Genomic DNA, 25,920 nt, shown 5'->3' on the forward strand with positions numbered 1-25,920 from the left:
TGAAGTAAATATAGGAGTTTTTTTATTTAGATTAAAAATAAACTAACACGTAAACGATTTCAAAACACCGAACTAACCACTTGTATTACAATTCTTTAAAAATGATTATTTATATTTACATACATCTATAACCAAAAACAATGATAATTGTCATATAACTGTTATTTAATAATTCTCTAATTTGTAAAACAATTAAACTATTATTTACTATGCCAATAAAAAGTTATTTAGCACATCCTTTTGAAGGACAAAAAGAAGAGTTACAAAAAGCGCTTTCTTTTATTGATGGATGCGAAATAATTCCTGCTGAGAACAAAAATGTACTTGTTCTTGTTACCGAAACAAAAGATGATGCAGAAGATAAAAGTTTAAAAGAAACTATTGAAACCATAAAGAGTTTAAAATTGCTAGCCTTGGTTTCAGGATTTAATACACCAAAAAACAAATAAAATATGAGCGCCTCTTTAACAAGTAGACGAAGTTTTGTAAAAAAAATGGCTGCTACAGCAGCAATGACAGCTGCAGCGACTATGTTTCCTGGAATTATTTTTGCCAACGAACAACTTGCTGGAATACCTGATGGAAATTTAGATTGGAAAAAAGGACCTTGTCGTTTTTGCGGTGTAGGTTGTGGTATTTTAGTTGGTGTAGAAAATGGAAAAGCCGTTGCTGTAAAAGGAGATCCAAATTCTACCGTAAATAAAGGTCTCTTATGTGTTAAAGGATACCATCAAACCATGTGTATTCAATCTAGCGACAGATTAACGCATGCTTTGGTAAAAAAGAATGGCGTTTATGTAAAAACTCCAATTAGCGATGCTTTAGATATTGTTGCTAATAAAATGAAAGAAACCATTAAAGAGCACGGTAAAGATGCTGTTGCAATGTATACTTCAGGGCAATCTACAATTCCCGAAGGCTATGTTGCTTCTAAATTGATGAAAGGAGCTATTGGTACTAATAATTTAGATTGTAACGCTCGTTTATGTATGGCAAGTGCTGTTACCGGGTTTTTAACCACTTTTGGTGCCGATGAACCAATGGGATGTTATGATGATATAGACCATGCTGATTACTTTATTACTTGGGGAAATAACATGGCAGAAATGCACCCAGTATTGTTTTCACGAATGTTATCTCAAAAAAATAGTAGAGGTGCTAAAATTATCGATTTTGCAACCAGAACAACACGTTCTAGTATGGCGTCAAATAAATCTATTTTATTTGAACCTCAAACAGATTTAGCGGTAGCAAACGCTATTTGTTATGAAATAATACATAATGGATGGGTAAATAAATCGTTTGTAGAAAAACATTGTAGTTTTAATAAAGGAACTACAAATATAGGCTATGGTTTAGAAGATAATTTTAAATTTAAAGACAAGCCTGAAAAAATAAACTTTGAAGAATACAAAGCTTTTTTAGAAGATTATACGCCTGAAAAAGTAGCAAAATACTCTAAAGTATCAGTTAAGGATATTAAATATTTAGCTGCTATTTATGGAAACCCAAACAGTAAAGTGGTTTCTTATTGGTGTATGGGAATGAACCAACACACCAGAGGAACTTGGATGAATAACTTAGTATATAACATTCATTTACTAACAGGTAAAATTTCACAACCTGGTAACGGACCTTTCTCTTTAACAGGACAACCGTCTGCTTGTGGTACTGCTCGTGAAGTAGGTACGTTTACACATAAATTACCGCACGGAGTTGTAATGAATAAAAAAGATAGAGAAATGGCTGCAAGAATTTGGAAAGTTCCTGTAGATAGAATTCCCGCTAAACCTACCTATCACGCTACCGAAATGTTTAGAGCTGTAGATAGAGGTGAAATTAAATTTATTTGGACACAAGCTACGAATCCATTAGTATCCTTACCAAAAACAAGTCGTTATCGCCCTGCGATGGAGAAAAAATCTTGTTTTGTAGTCGTTTCTGATGTATTCCCTACTCCTACTTCGGATGTTGCTGATGTTATTTTACCTGCAAGTTGGCATATCGAAAAATCGGGAGTTTATGGTAACTCTGAAAGAAGAACTCAACATTGGGATAAAATGGTAGAAGCTCCAGGAGATGCTACTCCAGATGCGTGGATGTTTATTGAAGTTGCTAAACGAATGGGATTCGGCGATTTATTTCCGTACAGTAAAGAAAATCACGTAGAAGAAATATACAACGAATACCGTCAGTTCCATGAAGGCGCAAAACACGGAATGGCACCTTTAGAGGTTTTAAAGAAAGAATCAGGAGCTATTTGGCCTTATGTTGAAGGAAAATCTACCCAATGGAGATTCAATTCAAAATACGATCCTGCTTGTACTAACGGAGAAGATTTTCATTTTTATGGAAAACCTGATGGTAAAGCAGTTATTTGGCAACGTCCTTACGAACCTGCACCTGAAATGCCAGACGAAGCTTATCCGTTTTGGCTAAACACAGGTCGTGTTATTGAGCATTGGCACACTGGTTCTATGACAAGAAGAATACCCGTTTTGCATAAAGCTGTACCAAATGCTTATGTTGAATTACACCCAGAAGATGCTAAAAAAATGCAAATTAGAAATGGGGAAAACATAAAAGTAACCTCACGAAGAGGCTCTTGTATTTTACCTGCATCTATCAACGAAAGAGGATTACCTACAAGAGGACAAGTTTTTGTACCGTTTTTTGATGAAAACATGATGATTAACGATGTTACTTTAGATGCTTTTTGTCCGATTTCTAAAGAACCAGACTACAAAAAATGTGCTGTTAAAATAGAAAAAGCATAAGTTATGAGAAAACGATTAGGTATCATATCGCTATTTGTATTGCTTTTTATTGCTTTTATAACTATTTGGAATTATAGTTATTACCAAGGGCAAGAAGAAGCTTATATCCCAGTAAAAGAAAACGAAACAGCACCTATAATCCCTACAGAAGCTGGTGTTTTTAAACGAGCCGAACATGCTTTAGATTATACCAATATGCCTGTTGATTTTGAGCATCAAAGAAGTTTAGATGATTATTATGATAATAGAGCCTATCATGGTGCGCCTCCAAGTATTCCACATGCTATAGAAGAACGTCAGAATATAGGTGATAATACTTGTTTAAAATGTCATGAAAACGGTGGTTTTGTAGCTAAGTTTAACGCTTATACCCCTGTAACTCCGCATCCTGAATTGGTAAATTGTAAACAATGTCATGTACCTCAAAAATCAAAATCGCTATTTAAATCTGGTAATTTTGCAAAGGTACACGCTCCTAAAGTTGGTAACAATAATGCTTTAGTTACAAGTCCGCCCGTAATACCACATCAAACACAATTACGCGAAAACTGTTTGGCGTGTCATGCAGGACCAAGTGCTCCTAAAGAAATTAGAGTATCGCATCCTGAGCGAGTTAATTGTAGGCAATGTCACGTACCAAATACCAAAGAACTTACAGCCATTAAAGATTTTATAAGAAAACAATGATAAATACAAACTACATAAAACATTTTTGGATTTTAAGTATCACTTTTTTGTTGATAACCGCCTCTTGTAAGCATAAAGAAGATGAATATCATAGTGTTACCGATAAAATTGAAGCAAAAAGTAAACATTATAACGGTACTTCTATTTCATCAGAAAAATATATTGGAAATTTAAAATTAGTAGAAGTAACCGAAAATGGTATTACTTTTTCTATTCCCGAACGAAAAGGCGAAATAAAATCATACGCTTGTACCGAATGTCATAGCAAACCTTTACAGCAAATGCAACGTAAAGGATTAAAAAAAGCACACTGGAATATCAAATTAAATCATGCTAATGCCAATACCATGAGTTGTACTACTTGCCATAACGGAAGTAATATGGATGATTTAAGAAGTATAACAGGACATAAAATCGACTTTAATAATAGTTATAAATTATGTAGTCAATGTCATCAAAAACAATATAAAGATTGGACAGGTGGCGCACACGGAAAAAAGATAGCAAGTTGGGCTCCTCCAAGAGCATCGATGACTTGTGTAAACTGTCATAATCCGCATTCGCCAGGTTTTGATACCAAATGGCCTGCGCGATTTAATACCAAAAAAGAAAAACAACGACAATAAACCTAACATTTGTTTAACATCAGTTTTTGGATGCTAACAATTTTATAGAAAGTATAATATATGAGTGGAATTGGAAAATATTTTAGGTTGAATTTAAATAGCACAACCAAGCAAGAATCTTCTGGAGGATGTGGTTGTGGTAGCACTTCTAACGGATGTGATTCTCATAAACCTAAAGAAGAATTAAGTAACGAAGAATTTTTTGAAGCCGCAGTTGATGCTGCTATTGGTGATGAAAGACATAAAGATGGTTTTGATCAGGTTTTTGATGTAAAAATGGATCGTAGATCTGCCTTTAAAAAGTTAACTGCAAGTTTACTAATTGGTGCAGGTGCAGCTTCTTCGTGTACAAGTATTACATCGAGCGAAGAATCAAAAGAAAAAGCACAAATAGACTGGGAAGAGCAATTTAAAGGAAACTATAAATTGATGGACGACAAAGAGAAAAACGCAACTGTTGATCGATTAGTGCGTTCGTACCAATTACGTACCGGTAAAAATATTAGCATGTCTAATAAAAATGCCGAAGAAGATGTGTTGTTTGGGTACGCTTTTAATATCTCAAAGTGCCAAGGATACATGGATTGTGTAAGTGCTTGTGTGGAGGAAAATAATCAAGATAGAAATTCGCAAATGGAATACATCCGTATTCATGAAATGAAAGACGGAAAAGGGTTTAATTTTAATGAAGCAGATGATAATTATTATCATGAAGTACCTGCTGAAGGGCATTTTTATATGGGAACTCAATGTTTTCATTGTGATAATCCACCATGTGTAGAAGTTTGTCCGGTACAAGCTACTTGGCGAGAAGAAGATGGAATTGTAGTGGTTGATTACGATTGGTGTGTAGGTTGTAGATACTGTATGGCAGCTTGTCCTTACGATGGTCGTCGTTTTAACTGGAGTAAACCTGAAGTTCCTGAAGAGGAAGTAAACAAAAACCAGCATTATTTAGGAAATAGAATGCGTAAAAAGGGCGTGATGGAAAAATGTACTTTTTGTGTGCAACGTTCTAGAGCTGGTAAAAATCCTGCTTGTGTAGAGGCTTGCCCTACTGGTGCACGTATTTTCGGTAATTTATTAGATCCTGAAAGTACCATTCGTTGGGTGTTAGAAAATAAAAAAGTATTCAGATTAAAAGAAGATTTAGGTACTGAACCAAAGTTCTGGTATTTTATGGATTAATTGATTTTGCGTTAGGGATTGCAGTGGTATCCTTTTATTTGACTCTTTGAGCGGAGCGGAAAAGTTGTCAAATAAAAGATTTAACGGAAAGCCCGACCGTTAGGGAACGCCCTAAAAAAATATACTAAGAGTTATAATAAAAAATAAAATGAGAAGACTTAAAGTTTTTGGAAGTTTAATAAAAGACAGTTTAGATGTTATTACCCGAGGATCTAAAAGATATCATTTGTGGATGGGTTTTTTAACCTTAATAATGCTAATTGGTATGTATTGTTACTCCATTCAATTAGAACACGGATTGAGTGTTACAGGAATGACAGATCGGGTAAGTTGGGGATTGTATATTTCTAATTTTACTTTTTTGGTTGGGGTGGCTGCAGCGGCAGTTATGCTAGTAATGCCAACCTATGTTTTAAAAGATGTAGACTTTAAACAAGCGGTATTAATTGGAGAAGGTTTAGCGGTTGCCGCATTAATTATGTGTTTAGCTTTTGTGGTTGCCGATATGGGAGGTCCTTCTGTTTTATGGCATATGATGCCGGTTATAGGTGTTTTTAACTTTCCAAATTCAATGTTAACTTGGGATGTTATTGCCTTAAACGGTTACTTATTTATTAATATTAGTATTCCATTTTATATACTATTTAGGCATTATCAAGGAAAAGAATCTAAGAAAAATGTGTATTTACCGGTGCTATACTTTCAGTGTTTTGGGCTGTTGGTATTCACTTAGTTACCGCCTTTTTATACCAAGGATTACAAGCAAAACCTTTTTGGAATACAGCATTGCTAGGACCTCGTTTTTTAGCTTCGGCTTTTGCAGCGGGTCCTGCTTTAATTATTTTGGTATTGGCTATTATTAGAACCTATACCGAGTTTAAAATAGAAAATAAAACCATTAAAAAATTAGCTTTAGTGGTTACTGTTGCTGCTCAGATTAACTTAATTATGTTAGTTTCTGAGTTATTTAAAGAATTTTACGCACCTACACACCATAGTGAAAGTGCTTATTATTTATTTTTTGGATTGCACGGTAAAACGGCGTTGTTACCTTGGATTTGGACAGCCATTACCTTAAATGTAATCGCAACCGTATTATTAACGTTTCATAAACTTCGTAATAATTTTAAAGTATTGTTTTTTGCCTGTACAATTTTATTTATTGCAATTTGGATTGAAAAAGGATTCGGATTAATCGTTCCTGGATTTATACCTGGACCTTATGGTAAAATAGCTGAATACACACCTACAGGAATTGAAATTGGTGTTACTTTAGGTATTTGGGCAATGGGTGCACTTATTTTTACGGTATTGGCTAGAACGGCAATTCAAATTGAAATAGGAAAGATGAGGTACAAGAAAAAATAAAATTGATACGCACCTACTCTTTTGTTATTGCTATAATTTATGGTAGCTTTACCTTTTTATTTACAAAATGACAGTTGAAGATTTAGTAGGAAAATATAACATTATTGGTAATAACCAAGATGCAGAAAAGTACACTTATAAAGGTGTGCTTTCTTTAGCTTTAGATGCTAATAAGCGAATTATTGCTAAGTGGCTTATTAATAATGAACAAGAACAAATTGGTGCTGGTTTTTTTAAAAATAATATTTTAGTCATCAATTTTAACTACAAAGGTGCCGATAAAAACATATATAAAGGAGTGGTTGTTTATCAATGTATTTCTAAAGATATTTTAGATGGTTTTTGGTCTGAAAAACACGGAAATCCGTTATACTTAGGTGAAGAGCGTTGTTTTAGAATAAAAGAAAATGAACTTTTAAATTAGCTTTTTTTATGCAGTGTCCTTGTAATCCATCAAAAAAATATAGCACTTGTTGCCAAAAAGCACATCAAAATATACAAACAGTTTTAACTGCGGAACAATTAATGCGATCTAGATACAGTGCTTTTGTTTTAGCTAATATTAATTACTTACAAGAAAGTCATCACTCTAGCACACGTCCTTCAAATAAAGAAAAAAAAGAAATTTTATCATGGACAAAGTCTGTGAAATGGCTCAAATTAGAGGTTTTAAACACAAGTAAAGGCTCAATTACCGATTTAGAAGGTACTGTTGAGTTTAATGCTTTTTTTATGGAAAACGGTAAAGTTGACGTAATTCATGAAAATTCCTCTTTTTGTAAAGAAAATAAGCATTGGGTATATCTTAATGCTAACTAACACTGTATAAAATTACACAATATTTAGTCTTTCTGTTATTTTGATGATAAAAATACAACATAAATTAAAAATCATTAAAAAAAAAGCATACATTTGAACCGATGTTAAACAATAAAAGAAATACAATCTCTTTAAATGCCGTAAACTTTACGACATCTTCTTTTATTCGCACTATTCGCATTATCATTATTACCCTTTAAGGGTTATCTTCTATACATATCATCCTATATATATTTATTTTTTCAAAAAATTGAAAACAGATAAATAGCATCCATAAAAAATATCATTAATTACATTTATATCTTTTAAAATGAAAGTTTTAAAATTCGGAGGTTCATCAGTAGCCAATAGTCAAAACATTAATAAAGTACTTCAAATAGTAACAAATACTGCTTCAAAAGAAAAAATAGCAGTAGTCGTATCTGCATTTGGTAAAACTACCAATAAATTAATTGCAGCTGCAAATAATGCTGCCAATAATAATGCATCATACACCATACTTTTTGATGAAGTAAAAGAACTACACGTACAAGTTATTGCAGATTTAGTAAACAATACTGCACAAGATAAAGTACAACAAGAAGTTAGCACATTATTTAACCAATTACAAACGTTACTAGAAGGTTGTTTTCTTTTAAAAGAAGTAACCCCAAAAACAATGGCAACTATTAGTAGTTTTGGCGAATTATTATCTTCATATATTATTTCTGAAGCTGCTAAAAACACCTTAAATGCTACTTATAAAGATAGTAGAGAACTTATTAGTACTTCTAATTTTTTTGATAAAGCTCAGGTAAATTTTGCTGTTACAAATAAAAATTGTCAAGATTTTTTTAATAACAACGCACACCAAGTTACAGTTTTACCAGGATTTATTGCAAAATCAGAAAGTGGTTTAACAACAACTTTAGGAAGAGGTGGTTCTGATTATACTGCAGCAATTTACGCTGCTGCATTAAATGTAAGTGAACTACAAATATGGACAGATGTAAGTGGAATGTTTACTGCAAATCCTAGTGTGGTTAAACAAGCTTTTCCTATATCGAAAATTTCATATCAAGAAGCGATGGAGTTGTCTCATTTTGGAGCAAAAGTAATCTACCCTCCTACTATACAACCAGTATTAGAAAAAGAAATTCCGATTGTTATTAAAAACACTTTCGAACCAGATAATGTGGGTACGTTAATTAGCAAAGAAGTTAAAAGTAAAAACCTTGTAAAAGGAATTACTCATATAGAAAACATCACGCTGTTAACACTAGAAGGTAGTGGAATGGTTGGAGTATCTGGAGTGTCAAAACGATTATTTGAAACGCTTTCTATTCAAGATGTTAATGTTGTTTTAATTACACAAGCCTCTTCTGAACATTCTATTTGTGTAGGTATTTATGATGAGGACACCCAAAAAGCAGCCAAAGCAATTAACGATGCTTTTGAGATAGAGATAGAACGTCATAAAATAAAACCTGTGATTGTAGAACAAGGCTTAGCTATTTTAGCTTTAGTAGGTGACAACATGAAAAATCATCAAGGTTTAAGCGGACAAATGTTTGGTACTTTGGGTAAAAACAATGTAAATATTAGAGCCATTGCTCAAGGCGCTTCACAAAAAAACATATCCGCAGTTATTGATAGTAAAGATGCTAAAAAAGGATTAAACATATTGCATGAACAGTTTTTTGAAGAAAAAGTAAAACAATTAAACTTGTTTGTTACAGGTGTTGGTAATGTTGGTGAGCGTTTATTAGCCCAAATACAACAGCAAGAACAGTATTTAAAGGAACATTTAAAATTGAACCTTAGAGTTGTTGGAATTGCCAATTCTAAAAAAATGGTTTTTGATGAAAATGGTATCAATTTAAATAATTGGAAAGAATTATTAACAAACGGAACACCAGCAACTCTTGATGATTTTTTTGCCAAAACAAAAAGCTACAACCTTCGTAATGCTGTTTTTGTAGACAATACTGCGAATCAAAAAGTTTCAGAAATTTACGAAAAATACTTACGTAATAATATTGCCGTAGTTACTTGTAATAAAATAGCCTGTGCTTCTGATTTAAACAACTACAAAACATTAAAAACTGTATCAAAAAAATACAAAGCACCTTTTTTATTCGAAACCAATGTTGGCGCAGGTTTACCTATTATCGACACGTTAAAAAATTTAGTTGCTTCAGGTGATAGAGTTCATAAAATACAAGCCGTTTTATCGGGTAGTTTAAATTTTGTTTTTAATAATTTTAATGTTGCCAATACATTTCATGATGTTGTTACCGAAGCTCAAAAAGAAGGTTATACAGAACCAGATCCTAAAATTGATTTAAGTGGTGTTGATGTTGCCAGAAAAATATTAATTCTTGCTCGTGAAAGCGGATATAATTTAGAGTTATTTGACATTGAAAACAACTCGTTTTTATCAGAAAAAAGCTTAAAAAGCACTAATAATGATGAATTTTATGCTAGTTTAACCGAATTTGAAGCGGATTTTCAACAAATTTTTAAAGAAGCAAATGATAAAAATTGTCGTTTAAAATATGTTGCTGAATTTTCTGATGGTAAAGCAAAAGTTGGGTTACAACATATTCCGTCTGACCATCCTTTTTACAACTTAGAAGGAAGTGATAACATCGTGTTATTTTTTACTGATAGATACCCTATAAATCCACTACAAATAAAAGGTGCTGGTGCTGGTGCAGATGTTACCGCATCAGGAATTTTTGCCGATATTATTAGAGTAGGAAACAGATAAATTTAAGCTAAAATCAATAACAAGCTGTAAATACAGCTATCAACTTGCTATTAATTGCATAAAAAATGAAATATATAAAAATATTTGCCCCAGCCACAGTAGCCAATGTTTCTTGCGGATTCGATTCTATGGGATTTGCTGTAGACACCATGGGTGATGAAATGACTTTTAGAAAAACAACAGAAAAAGGAGTCCGAATATCAAAAATTACTGGAGCAAACGGCTTAAGCTTAGATCCTACCAAAAATGCAGCAGGAGTTGTTGCTTTAGCAATGTTAGCAAAGCATCCTGTTAATTTTGGTATTGAAATAACCATGCACAAAGGTTTTTCTCCAGGAAGCGGTTTGGGCAGTAGTGCCGCTAGTGCTGCTGGTGCTGCCTTTGGTGTTAACGAATTATTAAACAAACCTTTTTCAACCCTAGAATTAACAAAATTTTCTATGTTAGGAGAAGAAGCTGCTTGCGGCACTCCAATTGCCGATAATGTTGCTGCTGCTGTTTACGGAGGTTTTGTGCTTATTAGAAGTTATGATCCTTTAGATATTCTAAAACTACCGGTTCCTAATGAATTACAATTGGTAGCAATACATCCACAAATAGAAGTAAAAACAAAAGATGCTCGAGACGTTTTACCTAAAAACGTTCCTTTAAAAAGCGCTGTTACCCAATGGGCAAATGTAGGCGGATTAGTAAGCGGTTTATACACCAACGATTATCAATTAATTAGCAATTCGTTAATCGATGTTATTGTTGAACCTGCTCGTAAACATTTAATTCCGCATTTCGATTTAGTTAAAAGTGAAGCCATCAAATCAGGTGCTCTTGGTGCAGGAATTTCAGGATCTGGCCCTACCATTTTTGCATTGTGTAAAGGCAAAGAAATTGCTAAAAAAGTACAAGAAGCTATCCAAAACTCTTATGCAGGTAAAAACATTGATTTTACACTTTTTTCATCAAAAATAAACACAGAAGGTGTTCGTATTTTAGAATCGGAATAATAACAACTTTTGCTCATAAATTATTGCTAAACGCAACAACACAAACAACAAAAAAATGAACTATTATAGTCTTAATAAAAAATCACCTAACGTTAACTTTAAAGATGCTGTAGTAAACGGATTAGCATCAGATAGAGGTTTATATTTTCCTGAAAACATTACACCTTTATCAAAAGAATTTATTAAAAATATTGATGCCTATTCTAACAACGAAATAGCTTACGAAGTTATTAAACAGTTTGTAGGAGATGAAATTCCAACTGAAACATTAAAACAGATTATTAGTGAAACTTTATCTTTTGATTTCCCAGTAATTCCAGTAGATAAAAACACAAGTACTTTAGAACTTTTTCATGGTCCTACTATGGCTTTTAAAGATGTTGGTGCTCGTTTTATGGCACGTTGTTTAGGGTATTTTAACAGAAATAATAACAATAAAGTTACGGTATTGGTTGCTACTTCAGGAGATACTGGCGGAGCAGTTGCTGACGGGTTTTTAGATGTAAAAGGTGTAGATGTTGTTATTTTATATCCTAGCGGAAAAGTAAGTGACATTCAAGAAAAACAATTAACCACTTTAGGTAAAAATATTACTGCTTTAGAGGTTGATGGTGTTTTTGATGATTGTCAGGATATGGTTAAAACTGCTTTTTTAGATGCTAAAATTAACCGTGTATTAACTTCAGCAAATTCAATTAACGTTGCTCGATGGTTACCACAGATGTTTTACTTTTTCTTAGCTTACAAACAAGTTTACAAACAAGTTTACAAACAACAAAAAGACATTGTTTTTTCAGTGCCAAGTGGTAATTTTGGGAATATTTGTGCAGGTATTATGGCTCAGAAATTAGGCTTGCCTATTAAACATTTTGTTGCTGCCACCAACATAAACGATACCGTACCTAATTATTTGGCAAATGGAATTTACAAACCAAAACCATCAAAAGCAACAATTTCTAATGCGATGGATGTAGGAAATCCTAGTAATTTTATCCGTATTCAAGAATTATTTAAAAATGATATTAAGGCATTAAAAAACACTTTTTCATCTTATTCTTTTTCTGATGACGAAACACAAGAAGCGATGAAAATTATTTATAAAAAAAGCAACTATATTGCTGATCCTCACGGAGCAGTTGGATATTTAGGTGCTAAAGAATATCAAAAAGAAAATCCAACTAATTTATGTATCTTTTTAGAAACCGCGCATCCTGTTAAGTTTTTAGAGGTAGTAGAAAATTCATTAAATATTAAAATTGCTATTCCTAAACAGATTAAATCTGTTATAGATAAAGAAAAAAAATCTATAAAAATTAGCTCCTATAACGATTTGAAAGCTTTTTTGAATGCTTAATTTTCAATACAAATTACTTCTGTTTTAAATAGAAGTAATTTGTTTAACTTTTTTTTATAGATTTATGCCAAATGATTTTACATGCATAAAGCTACAAAAGTTACTCGTCTTTTCGACTTTCCTTATTATCAATTAAAACATTATCCGCAAGAAAAATGTTTTGTTTCAAAAAAAGAAAATACTTGGATTAACACTTCTACCCAAAACTATATAAACAAAGCTAATAAAGTAAGTATTGCCTTGCTTAAACTAGGCATAAAACCTGGAGATAAAATTGCCGTTATTACAAATACAAACCAACCAAAATGGCATGTTTTAGATATTGGTATTTTGCAACTAGGTGCTATAAATGTTCCTTTATACCCTACTTTTTCAGAAAAAGATTATGCATATGTTTTAAATCATTCAGACAGTATTTATTGTTTTGTTTCTGATAATGAATTGTATCAAAAAGTAATTGCTGTGCAAGAGCAAACACAACTTAAAAAAGTGTTTACTTTTGAAGAAATTGATACTGATTATAGCTGGAATTCTTTTTTATCGCTAGGAAATGATACCGAAGTACAATCAATTGTCGAAAAACATAAAGAAGCTGTTAATCCGTCTGATTTAGCCACTATAATTTACACCTCTGGTACTACAGGAACTCCAAAAGGTGTTATGCTTTCTCATCAAAATATTGTCGCTAATATTTTTGCTGTTGGTAAATCTTTAAATCTACATAGCAATAAAAAAAGAGCTATTAGTTACTTGCCTGTTTCTCATATTTTTGAAAGAGCATCTTCTTACTATTGTCAATATATGGGATTCGAAATTTATTTTGCCGAAAACATCGATAAGATAGGCGAAAATCTAAAAGAAATATCACCTAATTTTATGGCGGTTGTACCTCGTTTACTAGAAAAAGTTTTTGATAAAATTGTTGATAAAGGAAGTGATTTATCCGGCTTAAAAAAACGGTTGTTTTTTTGGGCTTTAGAACTTGCAGAACAATACAAACCTTATAAAGTAAATGGTTGGTGGTACGAATTTCAATTAAAAATAGCTCGAAAACTTATTTTTTCTAAATGGAAAGAAGCTTTAGGTGGGCAGTTAGATTTTATGCTTGCAGGCAGTGCGCCTATGCAACCTCGATTAATTAAAATATTTACAGCTGCCGGAATTCCTGTTTTTGAAGGCTATGGAATGACCGAAACATCGCCTGCTATTTCGGTAACCGACATGCGAAATAACGGATTTAAAATTGGTACTGTTGGTAAAGCAATTACAGGTGTTACTGTTAAAATTGCTGATGATGGTGAAATTTTGGTGAAAGGAAATAATATAATGATGGGCTATTATAAAAACATTGCTCAAACCAATGAAACCATTAAAAATGGGTATTTACACACTGGTGACATCGGAGAAATTGATGATGATGGCTTTTTAAAAATTACCGATCGCAAAAAAGAAATTTTTAAAACCTCTGGTGGTAAATATATAGCGCCTGCTGTTTTAGAAAGCGAACTAAAAAAGTCGCGTTTTATAGAACAAGTAATGGTTATTGGTGAAAGTCAAAAAATGCCAGCCGCTCTTATTCAAGTTACTTTCGATTTTGTAAATGAATGGGCTAAAAGACATAATCACACCATAAAAAATGTTACAAGTGATAAAAAATTAATTGATAGAATTCAAAAAGAAGTAGATTGTCACAACAAAAAGTTTGGAAAATGGGAGCAAATAAAACGTTTTGAAATTACAGCAGATGAATGGACTGTAGATGCTGGTCATTTAACACCTACATTAAAAATGAGACGCAAAATTGTATTAGAAAAATACAACAATTTATATCAAAAAATATATAATTCACAATAAATCAACTCTTAAGGTTTAACTTGTGCAATCAAGGTATTTTTCCTAATTTGCGAGACCCAAAAAAATGAACTTATGTCGATTGAAATTACGCGTCTTTTTGATTTCCCCTACTATCAAAAAGAAACTTATAATTTAAAAAAAGCCTTTACAACCAAATACAACGGTAATTGGGAATCAATTTCTACTCAAGAATATATTGATAAAGCAAATACGATTAGTAGAGGTTTATTGCGCTTAGGGGTACAACCTAACGACAAAATCGCTATAATTTCAACCAATAACCGTACAGAATGGAATATTTGTGACATTGGTATCTTACAAACAGGTGCGCAAAATGTACCTATTTATCCTACAATATCGAAGGAAGATTATGAATATGTTTTAAATCATTCTGAAGCTACTTATTGTTTTGTTTCTGATGCAGCAATTTTAGAAAAATTAAATCAAATTAAAGGAAATACAAAACTTAAAGACGTATTTACTTTTGAAGATATTGCCAATGAAAAAAGTTGGAACGAAATTTTAGATCTTGGTAAAGACACCAGTAATCAAAATGACGTTGAAGCTAGAAAAGACGCTGTTACTTCTGATACTTTGGCTACTTTAATATACACTTCTGGTACTACAGGAAGACCTAAGGGAGTTATGCTTTCTCATGGTAATATCGTATCAAACGTATTAGCAAGTGAGAAAAGAGTACCGCTTTTATACGGAGAAGAACGTGGACTAAGTTTTTTACCTATCTGTCATATTTTTGAACGCATGATATTGTATTTATACCAATATTGTGGTGTTTCTATTTATTTTGCCGAAGCAATTGATAAATTAAGCGAAAATGCACAAGAGGTAAAACCTCATGTAATGACTGCTGTACCTAGATTATACGAAAAAATTTACGATAAAATTTATGCAAAAGGCGCAGATTTAACGGGTATCAAAAAGAAATTATTCTTTTGGGCTATTGATTTAGGACTTCAGTACCAACCATACGGAGCAAATGGATGGTGGTATGAACAAAAATTAAGCATTGCTCGTAAATTAATATTCTCTAAATGGCAAGCTGCTCTTGGAGGCGATTTAAAATTAATGGTTTCGGGTTCTGCTGCCTTACAAACGCGTTTAACCAAAATGTTTGCAGCTGCAGGAATGCCTGTTATGGAAGGTTATGGTTTAACAGAAACTTCTCCTGTTATTACAGTTAATGATGTTAGAAATGGCGGATTTAGACCTGGTACTGTTGGTAAACTTATTAGCGGATTAGATTTAAAATTTGCAGAATCTGGAGAGATTTTAGTAAAAGGCCCTAATGTAATGTTAGGTTATTATAAAGATCCTGTAAAAACTGCTGAAGTTTTAAAAGATGGATACTTTTACACAGGTGATAAAGGTGAGTTAGATAAAGATGGTTTCTTAAAAATTACTGGTCGTACTAAAGAAATGTTTAAAACCTCTGGTGGTAAATATGTTATTCCGCCATTATTAGAAGGTGAATTAAAACAATCTCGTTTTATAGAACAAGTAATGGTTATTGGTGAAGGCGAAAAAATGCCAGCTGCTTTTATTCAACCTAATTTTGAGTTTGTAAAAGAATGGGCAAAAAGACACGACCTTAAGTTTGAAAATAATACCGAATTAATAGAAAACACAAAAGTAATTGACCGTATTCAAGAAGAAGTTACCACTTGTAACTCTAAATTCGGGAAATGGGAAATGATTAAACGTTTTGAACTAACTGCTGAAGAATGGTCTATCGATGGTGGACACCTTACGCCTACTATGAAAATGAAACGTAAAATCATTAAAGAAATCTATAAAAATTTATACGAAAAAATTTATAGAAATTAAATTATTGATAACAAAGCTGTTTTACGTTACAAATAATCATTATTTTCAGATAAAATTCTGAACTAAATTTAGAGTAACGCTAAATAAAATTATATAAAAACTAAATTTATAAAGTGTTGTGAAAGCAACACTTTTTCTTTTTATGATAGATAAATTTATTCCTTTTTCTACTGATGTTAGCAAAATACCGCTCCCAAATAATTTTGATTATCCGCATAATTACACCCCGCATTTACTAGCAAAAATAGCAGCTAAAGAGTTACAAGAATATTTAAAAAACCAAACAGATTTTAAACATAACTTTGGTATAAAAAATACTGAAGATAAAGATGCTTTAGGAAAGATGTTTGGTGTGTTAGTTGTTAAAAACAATAATGGAGATCTAGGCTATTTAACGGCTTTTTCAGGAAAAATTGCCAATGTAACACAACTCAATTACTTTGTACCACCTGTTTATAATGTTTTAAGTAAAAACGGCTTTTATTTAAAAACGGAAGAAAAGCTGAATCAAATTAATCAAAAAATTGAAATTCTTAAAAACAATCCACAACGATTAAAAATTAAACAAAAATATGCTGTTCTTAAACAAAGAAATAAAACCTTATTAAAAGAAGAAGCACTTAAAATAAAAACAAGACGAAAACTTAGAAAACAGCAAGATAAAAAAGACAATCAATTAAATATTAATGAAGAGTTTTACATTCGTGAATACAACGTTTATTTAAATTTAAAATTAGCTAATTTAGAAAAAGAACACCATCATTTTCATCAACAAATACAACAATTAAAACAACAACGAAAAGAGCTTTCGGCTTGGGTGCAACAAGAAATATTTAAACATTATCAATTTTTAAATACTAAAAACGAAACTGAAAATTTAATTACTATTTTTAGTAATTCAACTCAAAATATTCCTGCTGGCGCTGGTGATTGTTGTGCTCCTAAATTATTACAATACGCTTTTTTAAACAAGCTCACTCCTATTTGTATGGCAGAATTTTGGTGGGGAAAACCATTAGCTACGTCTATTCGTAAACATCAAAATTACTATTCGGCTTGTACTGGTAAATGCAAACCTATCTTAAAACACATGTTAAAAGGTTTGGCTGTAGCTAAAAATCCGTTATTGGCACAACTTCAAGCTAAAAAAGAAATTGAAATTTTATTTGAAGATGATTTTTTAGCTGTGATTCATAAACCTCACGAATTGTTATCTGTTGCGGGAAAAGAAATTACAGATTCGGTATATAGTCGGGTAAAAAAACTATATCCAACTGCCACTGGGCCTTTGGTTGTACATCGATTAGACATGTCAACCTCCGGAATTTTACTAATCGCTAAAAATGAAATTATTTATAAAGCCTTACAAGAGCAATTTATCAACAGAACTATACAAAAACGATATGTTGCTTTATTAGACGGAATTATAAAAATTGATAAAGGTGAAATTAATTTACCACTTCGTGTTGATTTAGATGACAGACCAAAACAGTTAGTTTGTTATAAACACGGAAAACCAGCGTGCACAAAATGGGAAATTATCAAAATTAAAGAGAATACCACTAAAATATATTTTTATCCTATAACAGGTCGTACTCATCAATTACGTGTACATGCTGCCCATAATTTAGGTTTAAATACTTCTATTATTGGTGATGATTTATATGGTACAAAGTCAAATAGATTACACTTACATGCCGAGAAAATAACTTTCATTCATCCGAAGACAAAAAAGCAATTAAGTTTTATTTCCCCTGCTCCATTTTAACTTAAGCCACGTATTTTGTTTTTTTCATGGTACTTAAGATAATAAAAGCTATTAAAAAGAAAATAGCCAAACATAATACGGACCATTGCATAGAATTTGTTATAGCATATAAAGCTCCGTACACCGCAGTACCTAATACAATTGCTATTTTTTCGGTAACATCGTAAAAACTAAAATAAGTTGCATGATCTTCTGTTTCTGGCAATAATTTAGAATATGTAGAACGTGTTAAAGATTGTATTGCGCCTTGCACCAAACCTAACATTGCGCCTAAACCATAAAAATAAAGAGATACATTTTCTTGAGATTTATCTAATAAAAAAGCACAAAAGCAAACCAGCATCCAAATACCAATCGTTATTTTTAATGCTTTAAAGTTTCCGTATTTATCTGATACTCTAGAAAAAATTAAAGCTCCGAAAATAGCTACAATTTGCACTAACAATATGGTTACAATCATATTGGTAGATTCTAGTCCTAACTCTGTAGAGCCAAAAATAGCTGCCATTAAAATTATTGTTTGCACTCCAATACTTAAAAAGAAAAAAGCAACTAAAAAACGTTTTAAAGTAGGATAATTTAATACTTCTTTAAATACTATTTTTAATTCTCTATACCCTTTCCATATATAATCTTTTTCGGGTTTTTTATTGTAAATATCATCTGGTAAACGACGAAAAGTTACTTGTGCAAATCCAATCCACCAAAGTCCTACCATTACAAAAGATAATCGAGATGCCATGCCAGAAGTAATTCCTAATGCATCAGGAAACATAATCATTCCTAAGTTAATTATCAATAAAATAACAGAACCTATATATCCGTAAATAAAACCCTTTGCACTTGCCCTGTCTTGTTGTTCTGGCAAAGCTACTTCGGGTAAATAAGCGTTGTAAAACACCCAACTTGCCCAAAAACCTATACTCGCTAAAATGGTAAACCAAATACCAATCCATACGGTATCTACGCCATCAAAGAAATACAAAGCAATTACAGATAAACCTCCCATCCAACAAAAAAACTTCATAAATTTCTTTTTGCTTCCTGTATAATCGGCTATTCCAGATAAAATCGGAGAAATAAGTGCAACCACTAAAAATGAAAACGATAATGCATAACTATATAAACTATCTGGATGCTCCCAATCCATTCCTAAAAAACGAACCGTTTGTCCTTTAGTAACAGCGCTATAATACAACGGAAAAACGGCTGTACTAATTACTAATGAATATACAGAATTTGCCCAATCGTAAAACGCCCATGCTTTAATTAACTTTTTATCTCCTCTTTTATACATATCTCTTAACAAAAAAAACCGTTCAAAAAAATTTGAACGGTTTGCAATATAATATAAATAATTTACTCCTTATTTTTTACTGATGATTAAATTTAGCTGCTAATTTTTTTGCCTCTAGTAAGTAAGATCTAAGCGTTTGAATACGTGTTTGATTTGATGGATGCGTACTCATAAACTCTGGTGAACTTCCTTTAGAGTTTTTACTCATTCGTACCCAAACTTCGGCAGCTTCTTCTCCATTATATCCTGCCATAATCATAAATACCAAACCTAACTTATCAGCCTCTGTTTCATGACTTCTACTAAATGGCAGCATAACACCAACTTGAGTACCCAAACCATAAGCAGTATTAAAAATTTCTGCATGTTCGCTACCTTCTGTTCCTAAAGCAACTGCTGCACCGCCTATTTGTTGTAACTGACTTGTAGACATTCGTTCTTGACCGTGTTTTGCAAAAGCATGTGCAATTTCGTGCCCCATAACCGCAGCAATACCATCTTCATTTGCACAAATTGGTAAAATACCTGTGTAAAAAACCACTTTTCCTCCTGGTAAACACCAAGCATTTACAGTTTTATCTTCTACTAAATTAAACTCCCATTTATAAGCATCGGCCTCTGCTTTCATGCCGTTTGCTCTCATAAACTTATCTACAGCTACAGAAATATTTTTACCTACTTTTTTAATTTGATTCGATTTTGTTACGTCTTTAGATAATTTATTTTCTGCCAAAAACCCTTTGTATTGTGCAAAACTTGATGGCAACACCTCTGCATCACTTACAAAATTAAGTCGTTTTCTTCCTGTAATAGGTACTGTTGTACATTCTATTAAAAACACTGCAACCACTAATATTGCTATAATTCTTTTCATTTAAGTTTGTTTTATTTTAATTCTCACTAATTTTATGACACGTTAAAAAAATATTGTCACAAAAATAGTAAACAAATTGTATGTTTAAATTTACAATTTCTATCTTTATCTTAAAAATTAATTTCATGAATTTTAAAAATTCAATCTTATTTCCTCCTAGTTTAACAGTTCCTAAACCAATTATTTTTGTAGCAAAAACAATTCAATTGTTTTCAACAAGTTTAACTGCAAAATTTGCTAACAAACTTTTTATTACTCCTATTAATTTTTCTATTCCAAAAAGAGAAAAAGTAATGTTAGAAAGCGCTCAAAAAAAAACAATTAACATTTCTTCTATTGATAAAAACATTGAAGTTTTATCTTACGGATATTCTCAAAAAAAAGTATTACTAGTACATGGTTGGGCAGGAAGAAGTACGCAATTGTATATGATTGCTGATAAATTATTAGAAAAAGGATATATGGTTATTTCTTTTGATGGACCTGCGCATGGAAAATCCAAAGGAAAAACAACTGCAATGCCCGAATTTTTAGATAGCATTACCGAAATAGATAAACAATTTGGCCCTTTTGAAGCCGCTATTGGACATTCATTTGGTGGCATGTGCTTATATAATAGTGTTGCTACTAATTTTAAAATAAAAAAATTAATAACTGTAGGTGCTGGCGATAAAATTTCTGACATTATACTTAACTTCACTAAAAATTTAACAGTAAAACCTATTGTTGCTAAAAAAATGAAACGTTTTTTTGATAAACAATGGAAAATGGATATAGACACGCATTCATCAAATATTGTTGCTAAAAACATAAATGTTCCAACTTTAATTGTGCATGACTCAAATGATGGAGATGTTCCTGTAAGTTGTGCGATAAATATTCGTCAAAATTTACAAAACGGAAAACTTTTAATTACAGAAGGTTTAGGGCACACCAAAATACTTCGTGATAAAAAAGTTACTTCTGAAATTGTTAATTTTATTATCAAATAAACATGAATAAAACTTTAGTTACATTTACCTTAATCTTATTAATCAGTTTCTCTGTAAGCTCACAAACTAAAAAAGTTTATCCTGTTTCTAAAACAAATAAAGAGTGGAAATCGCTCTTAACACCAATACAGTATCATGTACTTAGAGAGGCCGGAACCGAGCATCAAAACTCGAGTTTGTTAAATAAAAACTACCATAAAGGAGTGTATGTTTGTGCGGCTTGTAAAACTCCGCTATACAGGTCTAAAAATAAATACGATTCTGGTTCTGGATGGCCAGCTTTTGACCGTGCTATAAAAAAGAATGTTGAATTAGATGTAGATTATAAAATTGGCTATGCTCGTACCGAATTAAAATGTAATACTTGTGGTGGTCATTTAGGACATGCTTTTAACGACGGACCAAGAGAAACCACAGGAAAACGTCACTGTATTAACGGTGCTGCTTTAAAATTTATTCCGTATAAATAACTTATTAAAATAATGTAACTTAGAGCTGATTTAAAAATAGCTTTTTTTATGGATGCATCTTACCTATTAAGTGTAAAAAAACAATTTGAATATTATAAACTTTTAGGCGATAAAACTTTTACGCAATTAAATAATGATCAGTTTTTTTGGTTGCCTAATAAAGATGATAATTCCATCGCAATTATAGCCAAACATATTTCGGGAAACATGCACTCTCGTTGGACTCATTTTTTAACTGAAGATGGCGAAAAAGAAACACGTAATAGAGATGATGAATTTATAAATTCATTTACGACCAAAGAAGAAGTAATTGCTTATTGGGAAATGGGATGGAAATGTTTATTTGATGCTTTGAATACCATAACAGCCGAGAATTTTAATACGATTGTTTATATCAGAAATCAAGGTCATACTATTACCGAAGCTATAAACAGGCAATTATGTCATTATTCTTATCATGTTGGGCAAATTGTGTTTTTAGGAAAATTGTTGCTAGGTGATGATTGGCAAACATTATCAATAGCCAAAAACACTTCAAAAAAATACAATGCTGAAAAATTTAGCAAAGAAAAATCACGCAAACACTTTACAGAAGATTTATAATGGAAAAAGAAGCAATCATTAATTTATTAGAAAGTAAACATCAACAATTATTTAATTGGATAAAAGAGCAACCTGAAGATATTTTTGAAAAAGGTCCTGATGGTAAATGGACAACAGGTCAGCATATTGTTCATTTAGTAAACTCTATAAAGCAAGTAAATAAAGCTTTAAGTTATCCAAAGTTTTTATTAAAGTATAAGTTTGGTAAAGCAAATCGTGAGGTTCGTTTATATGGTCAAATTATAAAACGCTATCAAGATAAACTTTTAAAAAATCAAGAACGTGCAAAACAATTTAATATCGCCGTTAAAACTCCATCAAAAGCTAAATTTAACCAACTAATTTCGATACTTCAAATTCAAAATAAAAAACTACAACACAAAACAACTAAATGGAAAGATCAGGATTTAGATACCTTAATTCTTCCACATCCATTAATGGGAAAAATGCCTGTGCGTGAAATTATTATGTGGACCGCTTACCATACCGAACATCATACAAATATTTTAAAAGAAAAACATTAATTATAATTATCTTATTTAAAATAAAATAATCCTGTAAACTGCTTCTAAAAAACTATACATCTAACAACTAAATTATTATATTTGTGCCTCTAAAAATGAAGCCGACACATGTTTAATAATTTAAGTGAAAAGTTAGATAAAGCGTTACACACGCTTAAAGGACACGGAAAAATTACCGAAGTTAATGTTGCTGAAACACTAAAAGAAGTTCGTAGAGCTTTATTAGATGCCGATGTTAACTTTAAAATTGCCAAAGATTTTACTAAAAGAGTACAACAAAAAGCTATAGGACAAGACGTTTTAACAACGTTAAACCCTGGGCAATTAATGGTTAAATTAGTAAAAGATGAATTAACCCAATTAATGGGTGGAGACACTGTTGGCGTTAATTTAGGCGGCTCACTTAGTGTTATTTTAATGTCTGGTTTACAAGGATCTGGTAAAACTACCTTTTCTGGTAAGTTGGCTAATTTCTTAAAAACAAAAAAGTCGAAAGAAGTTTTATTAGTAGGTTGTGATGTATATCGTCCTGCCGCTATTAATCAGTTACAAGTTGTTGGAGAACAAATTGGTGTAGAAGTATATGCTGAAGTAGGAAATCAAAATCCTGTTGAAATTTCTCAAAATGCCATTAAGCACGCAAAAGCAAACGGTAAAAATGTGGTAATTATTGATACCGCAGGTCGTTTAGCTGTTGATGAAGAAATGATGAATGAAATTTCTAACATTCATAAAGCTGTAACACCACAAGAAACTTTATTTGTAGTAGATTCTATGACAGGGCAAGATGCTGTAAACACAGCAAAAGCCTTTAACGATATTTTAAATTTTGATGGTGTAGTATTAACCAAATTAGATGGTGATACTCGTGGTGGAGCTGCATTAACTATAAAATCTGTAGTAAACAAACCAATTAAATTTATTGGTACTGGTGAAAAGATGGATGCAATTGATGTATTCTATCCAGATCGTATGGCCGATCGTATTTTAGGAATGGGAGATGTTATCTCGTTAGTAGAACGTGCCCAAGAACAATACGATGAAGACGAAGCTAGAAAATTACAAAAGAAAATTGCGAAAGATCAGTTTGGTTTTGATGACTTTTTAAGTCAAATTCAACAAATCAAAAAGATGGGTAGCATGAAAGATTTAGTAGGTATGATTCCTGGTGCTGGTAAAGCTTTAAAAGATGTTGAAATTGAAGACGATGCTTTTAAAGGAATTGAAGCTATTATACAATCTATGACTCCACACGAAAGAAGCACACCTTCTTCCATAAACGCAAGTCGTAAAAAAAGAATTGCAAAAGGATCTGGAACTTCTGTTCAAGAAATAAACCAATTAATGAAGCAATTTAATCAGATGAGCAAAATGATGAAGATGATGCAAGGTGGCGGCGGAAGAAAAATGATGCAAATGATGAAAGGAATGAAATAATATATAAAGGAGAAGCTGTGGCTTCTCTTTTTATTTATATATAACTATTAACAACAACCAACACAACAACAAAATGATTTTACTAGACGGTAAAAAAACATCAGCAGACATTAAAGAAGAAATTGCTCTTGAAGTAGCAGAATTAAAAAGTCAAGACCAAAAAACGCCCCATTTAGCAGCTATTATTGTTGGTAATGACGGCGCAAGTTTAACTTACGTTAACGCAAAAGTAAAAGCCTGCGAACGTGTAGGTTTTGAATCTTCATTAATTAGATTGCCTAAAGAAACTACCGAAGAAGAGTTGTTAAATGAAATTGCCATTTTAAATATTGATAATGATATTGATGGATTTATAGTACAGCTTCCACTACCCGATCATATTAACGAACAAAAGGTATTAATGGCTGTAAATCCTGATAAAGATGTAGACGGATTTCATCCAACAAATGTTGGTAAAATGGCTTTAAACTTACCTACATTTATTTCTGCAACTCCATTCGGAATACTAGAACTATTAGATCGTTATAAAGTAGAAACCAGTGGTAAACACGTAGTTGTTATTGGTCGTAGCCATATTGTAGGTAGCCCAATGAGTATTTTATTAGGTCAAAAAAGAAATGTTGGTAATGCCACTGTTACTCTTACACATAGTAGAACCAAAAATTTAAAAGAAATTACTTTACAAGCTGATATTATTATAGCTGCTTTAGGTATTCCTGAATTTTTAAAAGCTGATATGGTAAAAGAAGATGTTACTGTAATTGATGTAGGAATTACACGTGTTGCAGATGCTTCTAAAAAACGTGGTTTCCGTTTAGTTGGTGATGTTGCTTTTAATGAAGTTGCCGAAAAATCAGCATTTATAACACCGGTTCCTGGTGGTGTAGGTCCAATGACAATAGCAATGCTATTAAAAAATACTTTACTTGCTTGTAAAAGAAGAAAATAACAATGTTTTATATTTTTAATTATATAATTACGTTTATTTACATTTTTAAACAAAAAAACATCTTTACCTTTACAATGTAACACACATATTATAATACTTTTTAGGAGGAGTATATTATAAAACAAAAAAGAGCGAATTTAATTTTCGCTCTTTTTTATTGCTATGATTTATGGTTTAACACAAGATATTTTCCAAAACGGAAAAATAACGGTTTCTGTTTTATCAACCCACTCGCCTATCCATTTATAGCCTTTTTTATTAATATCATAAAAAGTAAGTCTAGAAAAACCATCAGTTCCGTTAGGAGCTTTTTGCTTTTTATATAGAACGATATTTCCTTTTTCATCTTTATTTCCTGTCCATGCTCCTAACCTTGGTGAAGCCACTTTTGTAGTATAATAGTGTACATACCAACGCAAACTATCTTTATTATATTGACGGATACTACCACCATGACTACCATCTGCTTTTAAAGTCATATCCTGAACTCCAGTTCCGTTCATAATATATTTCCACAACCATTTTGTTTTAACAGGTTTTGCCCAAGTCCGTCTGGTTTTCTTCTTTCTGATTTACAAATACACTCTCCTATTAAGTCTTCATAATCTTTAACTTCTTTTGGAGCTTTGGGATTGTATTTACCGTATGGATATTCTTTGCTAACTGCGTATTCATATTGAGAAAAAGCTGTTACAGAAATTAAAAACACGAATAAATTGAGTATCGTTTTCATCTAAA

25 protein-coding genes are annotated in these 25,920 nt (G+C 31.8%); 21 read left to right on the plus strand and 4 right to left on the minus strand.

The features are described from left to right. Window positions 1-209: 209 nt before the first annotated feature. The 15 genes from ACN5J5_RS12625 (at window position 210) to ACN5J5_RS12695 (ending at window position 18,036) form a co-directional block, all read left to right on the plus strand. Window positions 210-449 (plus strand): hypothetical protein, encoded by a 240-nt coding sequence (locus ACN5J5_RS12625; protein ID WP_418645249.1) that lies wholly within the window; start codon window positions 210-212, stop codon window positions 447-449. Window positions 450-452: 3 nt separating this feature from the next. Continuing rightward, the gene (locus ACN5J5_RS12630) at window positions 453-2,777 is read left to right on the plus strand and encodes a molybdopterin-dependent oxidoreductase (RefSeq protein WP_418645250.1); all 2,325 of its coding nucleotides are present in this window, start codon (window positions 453-455) and stop codon (window positions 2,775-2,777) included. Window positions 2,778-2,780: 3 nt separating this feature from the next. After that, window positions 2,781-3,464: a nitrate reductase cytochrome c-type subunit gene (locus ACN5J5_RS12635; RefSeq protein WP_418645251.1), complete on the plus strand. Its 684-nt coding sequence runs from the start codon at window positions 2,781-2,783 to the stop codon at window positions 3,462-3,464. Beyond that, window positions 3,461-4,090, plus strand: a complete 630-nt coding sequence (locus tag ACN5J5_RS12640) for a cytochrome C (protein WP_418645252.1) — start codon at window positions 3,461-3,463, stop codon at window positions 4,088-4,090. The genes ACN5J5_RS12635 and ACN5J5_RS12640 overlap by 4 nt, the downstream gene beginning before the upstream one ends. Window positions 4,091-4,150: 60 nt before the next feature. Beyond that, window positions 4,151-5,278 (plus strand): 4Fe-4S dicluster domain-containing protein, encoded by a 1,128-nt coding sequence (locus ACN5J5_RS12645; protein WP_418645253.1) that lies wholly within the window; start codon window positions 4,151-4,153, stop codon window positions 5,276-5,278. Between the two features lie 148 nt (window positions 5,279-5,426). Then, complete coding sequence (gene nrfD / locus ACN5J5_RS12650; protein ID WP_418645254.1) at window positions 5,427-6,011, plus strand: NrfD/PsrC family molybdoenzyme membrane anchor subunit; 585 nt, start codon at window positions 5,427-5,429, stop codon at window positions 6,009-6,011. Further along, the gene (gene nrfD / locus ACN5J5_RS12655) at window positions 5,984-6,646 is read left to right on the plus strand and encodes an NrfD/PsrC family molybdoenzyme membrane anchor subunit (RefSeq protein WP_418645255.1); all 663 of its coding nucleotides are present in this window, start codon (window positions 5,984-5,986) and stop codon (window positions 6,644-6,646) included. The genes nrfD (ACN5J5_RS12650) and nrfD (ACN5J5_RS12655) overlap by 28 nt, the downstream gene beginning before the upstream one ends. Before the next feature lie 67 nt (window positions 6,647-6,713). Next, the gene (locus ACN5J5_RS12660) at window positions 6,714-7,070 is read left to right on the plus strand and encodes a hypothetical protein (protein WP_418645256.1); all 357 of its coding nucleotides are present in this window, start codon (window positions 6,714-6,716) and stop codon (window positions 7,068-7,070) included. Window positions 7,071-7,078: 8 nt separating this feature from the next. Then, window positions 7,079-7,465, plus strand: a complete 387-nt coding sequence (locus ACN5J5_RS12665; protein WP_418645257.1) for a YchJ family protein — start codon at window positions 7,079-7,081, stop codon at window positions 7,463-7,465. Window positions 7,466-7,775: 310 nt separating this feature from the next. Then, entirely contained in the window at window positions 7,776-10,217 is a 2,442-nt protein-coding gene (gene thrA / locus ACN5J5_RS12670; RefSeq protein WP_418645258.1) for a bifunctional aspartate kinase/homoserine dehydrogenase I, read from the plus strand. A gap of 65 nt (window positions 10,218-10,282) precedes the next feature. Beyond that, complete coding sequence (locus ACN5J5_RS12675) at window positions 10,283-11,215, plus strand: homoserine kinase (RefSeq protein ID WP_418645259.1); 933 nt, start codon at window positions 10,283-10,285, stop codon at window positions 11,213-11,215. A 55-nt stretch (window positions 11,216-11,270) separates the two neighbouring features. Continuing rightward, a complete protein-coding gene (gene thrC / locus ACN5J5_RS12680) occupies window positions 11,271-12,569 on the plus strand; it encodes a threonine synthase (protein ID WP_418645260.1) in 1,299 nt (432 codons plus the stop codon). Between the two features lie 81 nt (window positions 12,570-12,650). Further along, window positions 12,651-14,423: an AMP-dependent synthetase/ligase gene (locus ACN5J5_RS12685; RefSeq protein ID WP_418645261.1), complete on the plus strand. Its 1,773-nt coding sequence runs from the start codon at window positions 12,651-12,653 to the stop codon at window positions 14,421-14,423. Between the two features lie 72 nt (window positions 14,424-14,495). Then, window positions 14,496-16,268: an AMP-dependent synthetase/ligase gene (locus tag ACN5J5_RS12690; RefSeq protein ID WP_418645262.1), complete on the plus strand. Its 1,773-nt coding sequence runs from the start codon at window positions 14,496-14,498 to the stop codon at window positions 16,266-16,268. A 142-nt stretch (window positions 16,269-16,410) separates the two neighbouring features. After that, window positions 16,411-18,036 (plus strand): RluA family pseudouridine synthase, encoded by a 1,626-nt coding sequence (locus ACN5J5_RS12695; RefSeq protein ID WP_418645263.1) that lies wholly within the window; start codon window positions 16,411-16,413, stop codon window positions 18,034-18,036. Between the two features lies 1 nt (window position 18,037). On the opposite strand, the gene ACN5J5_RS12700 is transcribed toward ACN5J5_RS12695, so the two are convergent. Both ACN5J5_RS12700 and ACN5J5_RS12705 read right to left on the minus strand, forming a co-directional pair. After that, a complete protein-coding gene (locus ACN5J5_RS12700) occupies window positions 18,038-19,333 on the minus strand; it encodes an MFS transporter (protein ID WP_418645264.1) in 1,296 nt (431 codons plus the stop codon). Window positions 19,334-19,409: 76 nt separating this feature from the next. Further along, complete coding sequence (locus ACN5J5_RS12705) at window positions 19,410-20,207, minus strand: M48 family metallopeptidase (RefSeq protein WP_418645265.1); 798 nt, start codon at window positions 20,205-20,207, stop codon at window positions 19,410-19,412. A gap of 125 nt (window positions 20,208-20,332) precedes the next feature. On the opposite strand from ACN5J5_RS12705, the gene ACN5J5_RS12710 reads away from it, so the two are divergent. The 6 genes from ACN5J5_RS12710 (at window position 20,333) to folD (ending at window position 25,182) form a co-directional block, all read left to right on the plus strand. Beyond that, a complete protein-coding gene (locus ACN5J5_RS12710; RefSeq protein ID WP_418645266.1) occupies window positions 20,333-21,199 on the plus strand; it encodes an alpha/beta hydrolase in 867 nt (288 codons plus the stop codon). A 2-nt stretch (window positions 21,200-21,201) separates the two neighbouring features. Further along, window positions 21,202-21,669 carry a peptide-methionine (R)-S-oxide reductase MsrB gene (gene msrB / locus ACN5J5_RS12715; RefSeq protein ID WP_418645267.1) on the plus strand — a complete coding sequence of 156 codons (468 nt, stop codon included), beginning with the start codon at window positions 21,202-21,204 and terminating at the stop codon, window positions 21,667-21,669. A gap of 48 nt (window positions 21,670-21,717) precedes the next feature. Beyond that, window positions 21,718-22,272 carry a DUF1572 family protein gene (locus tag ACN5J5_RS12720; RefSeq protein WP_418645268.1) on the plus strand — a complete coding sequence of 185 codons (555 nt, stop codon included), beginning with the start codon at window positions 21,718-21,720 and terminating at the stop codon, window positions 22,270-22,272. Beyond that, the gene (locus ACN5J5_RS12725) at window positions 22,272-22,796 is read left to right on the plus strand and encodes a DinB family protein (protein WP_418645269.1); all 525 of its coding nucleotides are present in this window, start codon (window positions 22,272-22,274) and stop codon (window positions 22,794-22,796) included. Before ACN5J5_RS12720 ends, ACN5J5_RS12725 begins: the two co-directional genes overlap by 1 nt. Window positions 22,797-22,904: 108 nt before the next feature. Further along, on the plus strand, window positions 22,905-24,233 hold the full coding sequence (gene ffh, locus ACN5J5_RS12730; protein ID WP_418645270.1) for a signal recognition particle protein: 1,329 nt from the start codon (window positions 22,905-22,907) through the stop codon (window positions 24,231-24,233). Between the two features lie 73 nt (window positions 24,234-24,306). Then, window positions 24,307-25,182 carry a bifunctional methylenetetrahydrofolate dehydrogenase/methenyltetrahydrofolate cyclohydrolase FolD gene (gene folD, locus ACN5J5_RS12735; RefSeq protein WP_418645271.1) on the plus strand — a complete coding sequence of 292 codons (876 nt, stop codon included), beginning with the start codon at window positions 24,307-24,309 and terminating at the stop codon, window positions 25,180-25,182. A gap of 167 nt (window positions 25,183-25,349) precedes the next feature. Here folD and ACN5J5_RS12740 read toward each other — a convergent pair whose 3' ends face one another. Together ACN5J5_RS12740 and ACN5J5_RS12745 are read right to left on the minus strand one after the other, a co-directional pair. Next, window positions 25,350-25,700 (minus strand): hypothetical protein, encoded by a 351-nt coding sequence (locus tag ACN5J5_RS12740; RefSeq protein WP_418645272.1) that lies wholly within the window; start codon window positions 25,698-25,700, stop codon window positions 25,350-25,352. Next, window positions 25,682-25,915, minus strand: a complete 234-nt coding sequence (locus ACN5J5_RS12745) for a hypothetical protein (RefSeq protein ID WP_418645273.1) — start codon at window positions 25,913-25,915, stop codon at window positions 25,682-25,684. The genes ACN5J5_RS12740 and ACN5J5_RS12745 overlap by 19 nt, the downstream gene beginning before the upstream one ends. Window positions 25,916-25,920: the final 5 nt, after the last annotated feature.

This window comes from Tenacibaculum insulae (genome assembly GCF_964512435.1).
Lineage (GTDB): Bacteria > Bacteroidota > Bacteroidia > Flavobacteriales > Flavobacteriaceae > Polaribacter > Polaribacter insulae_A.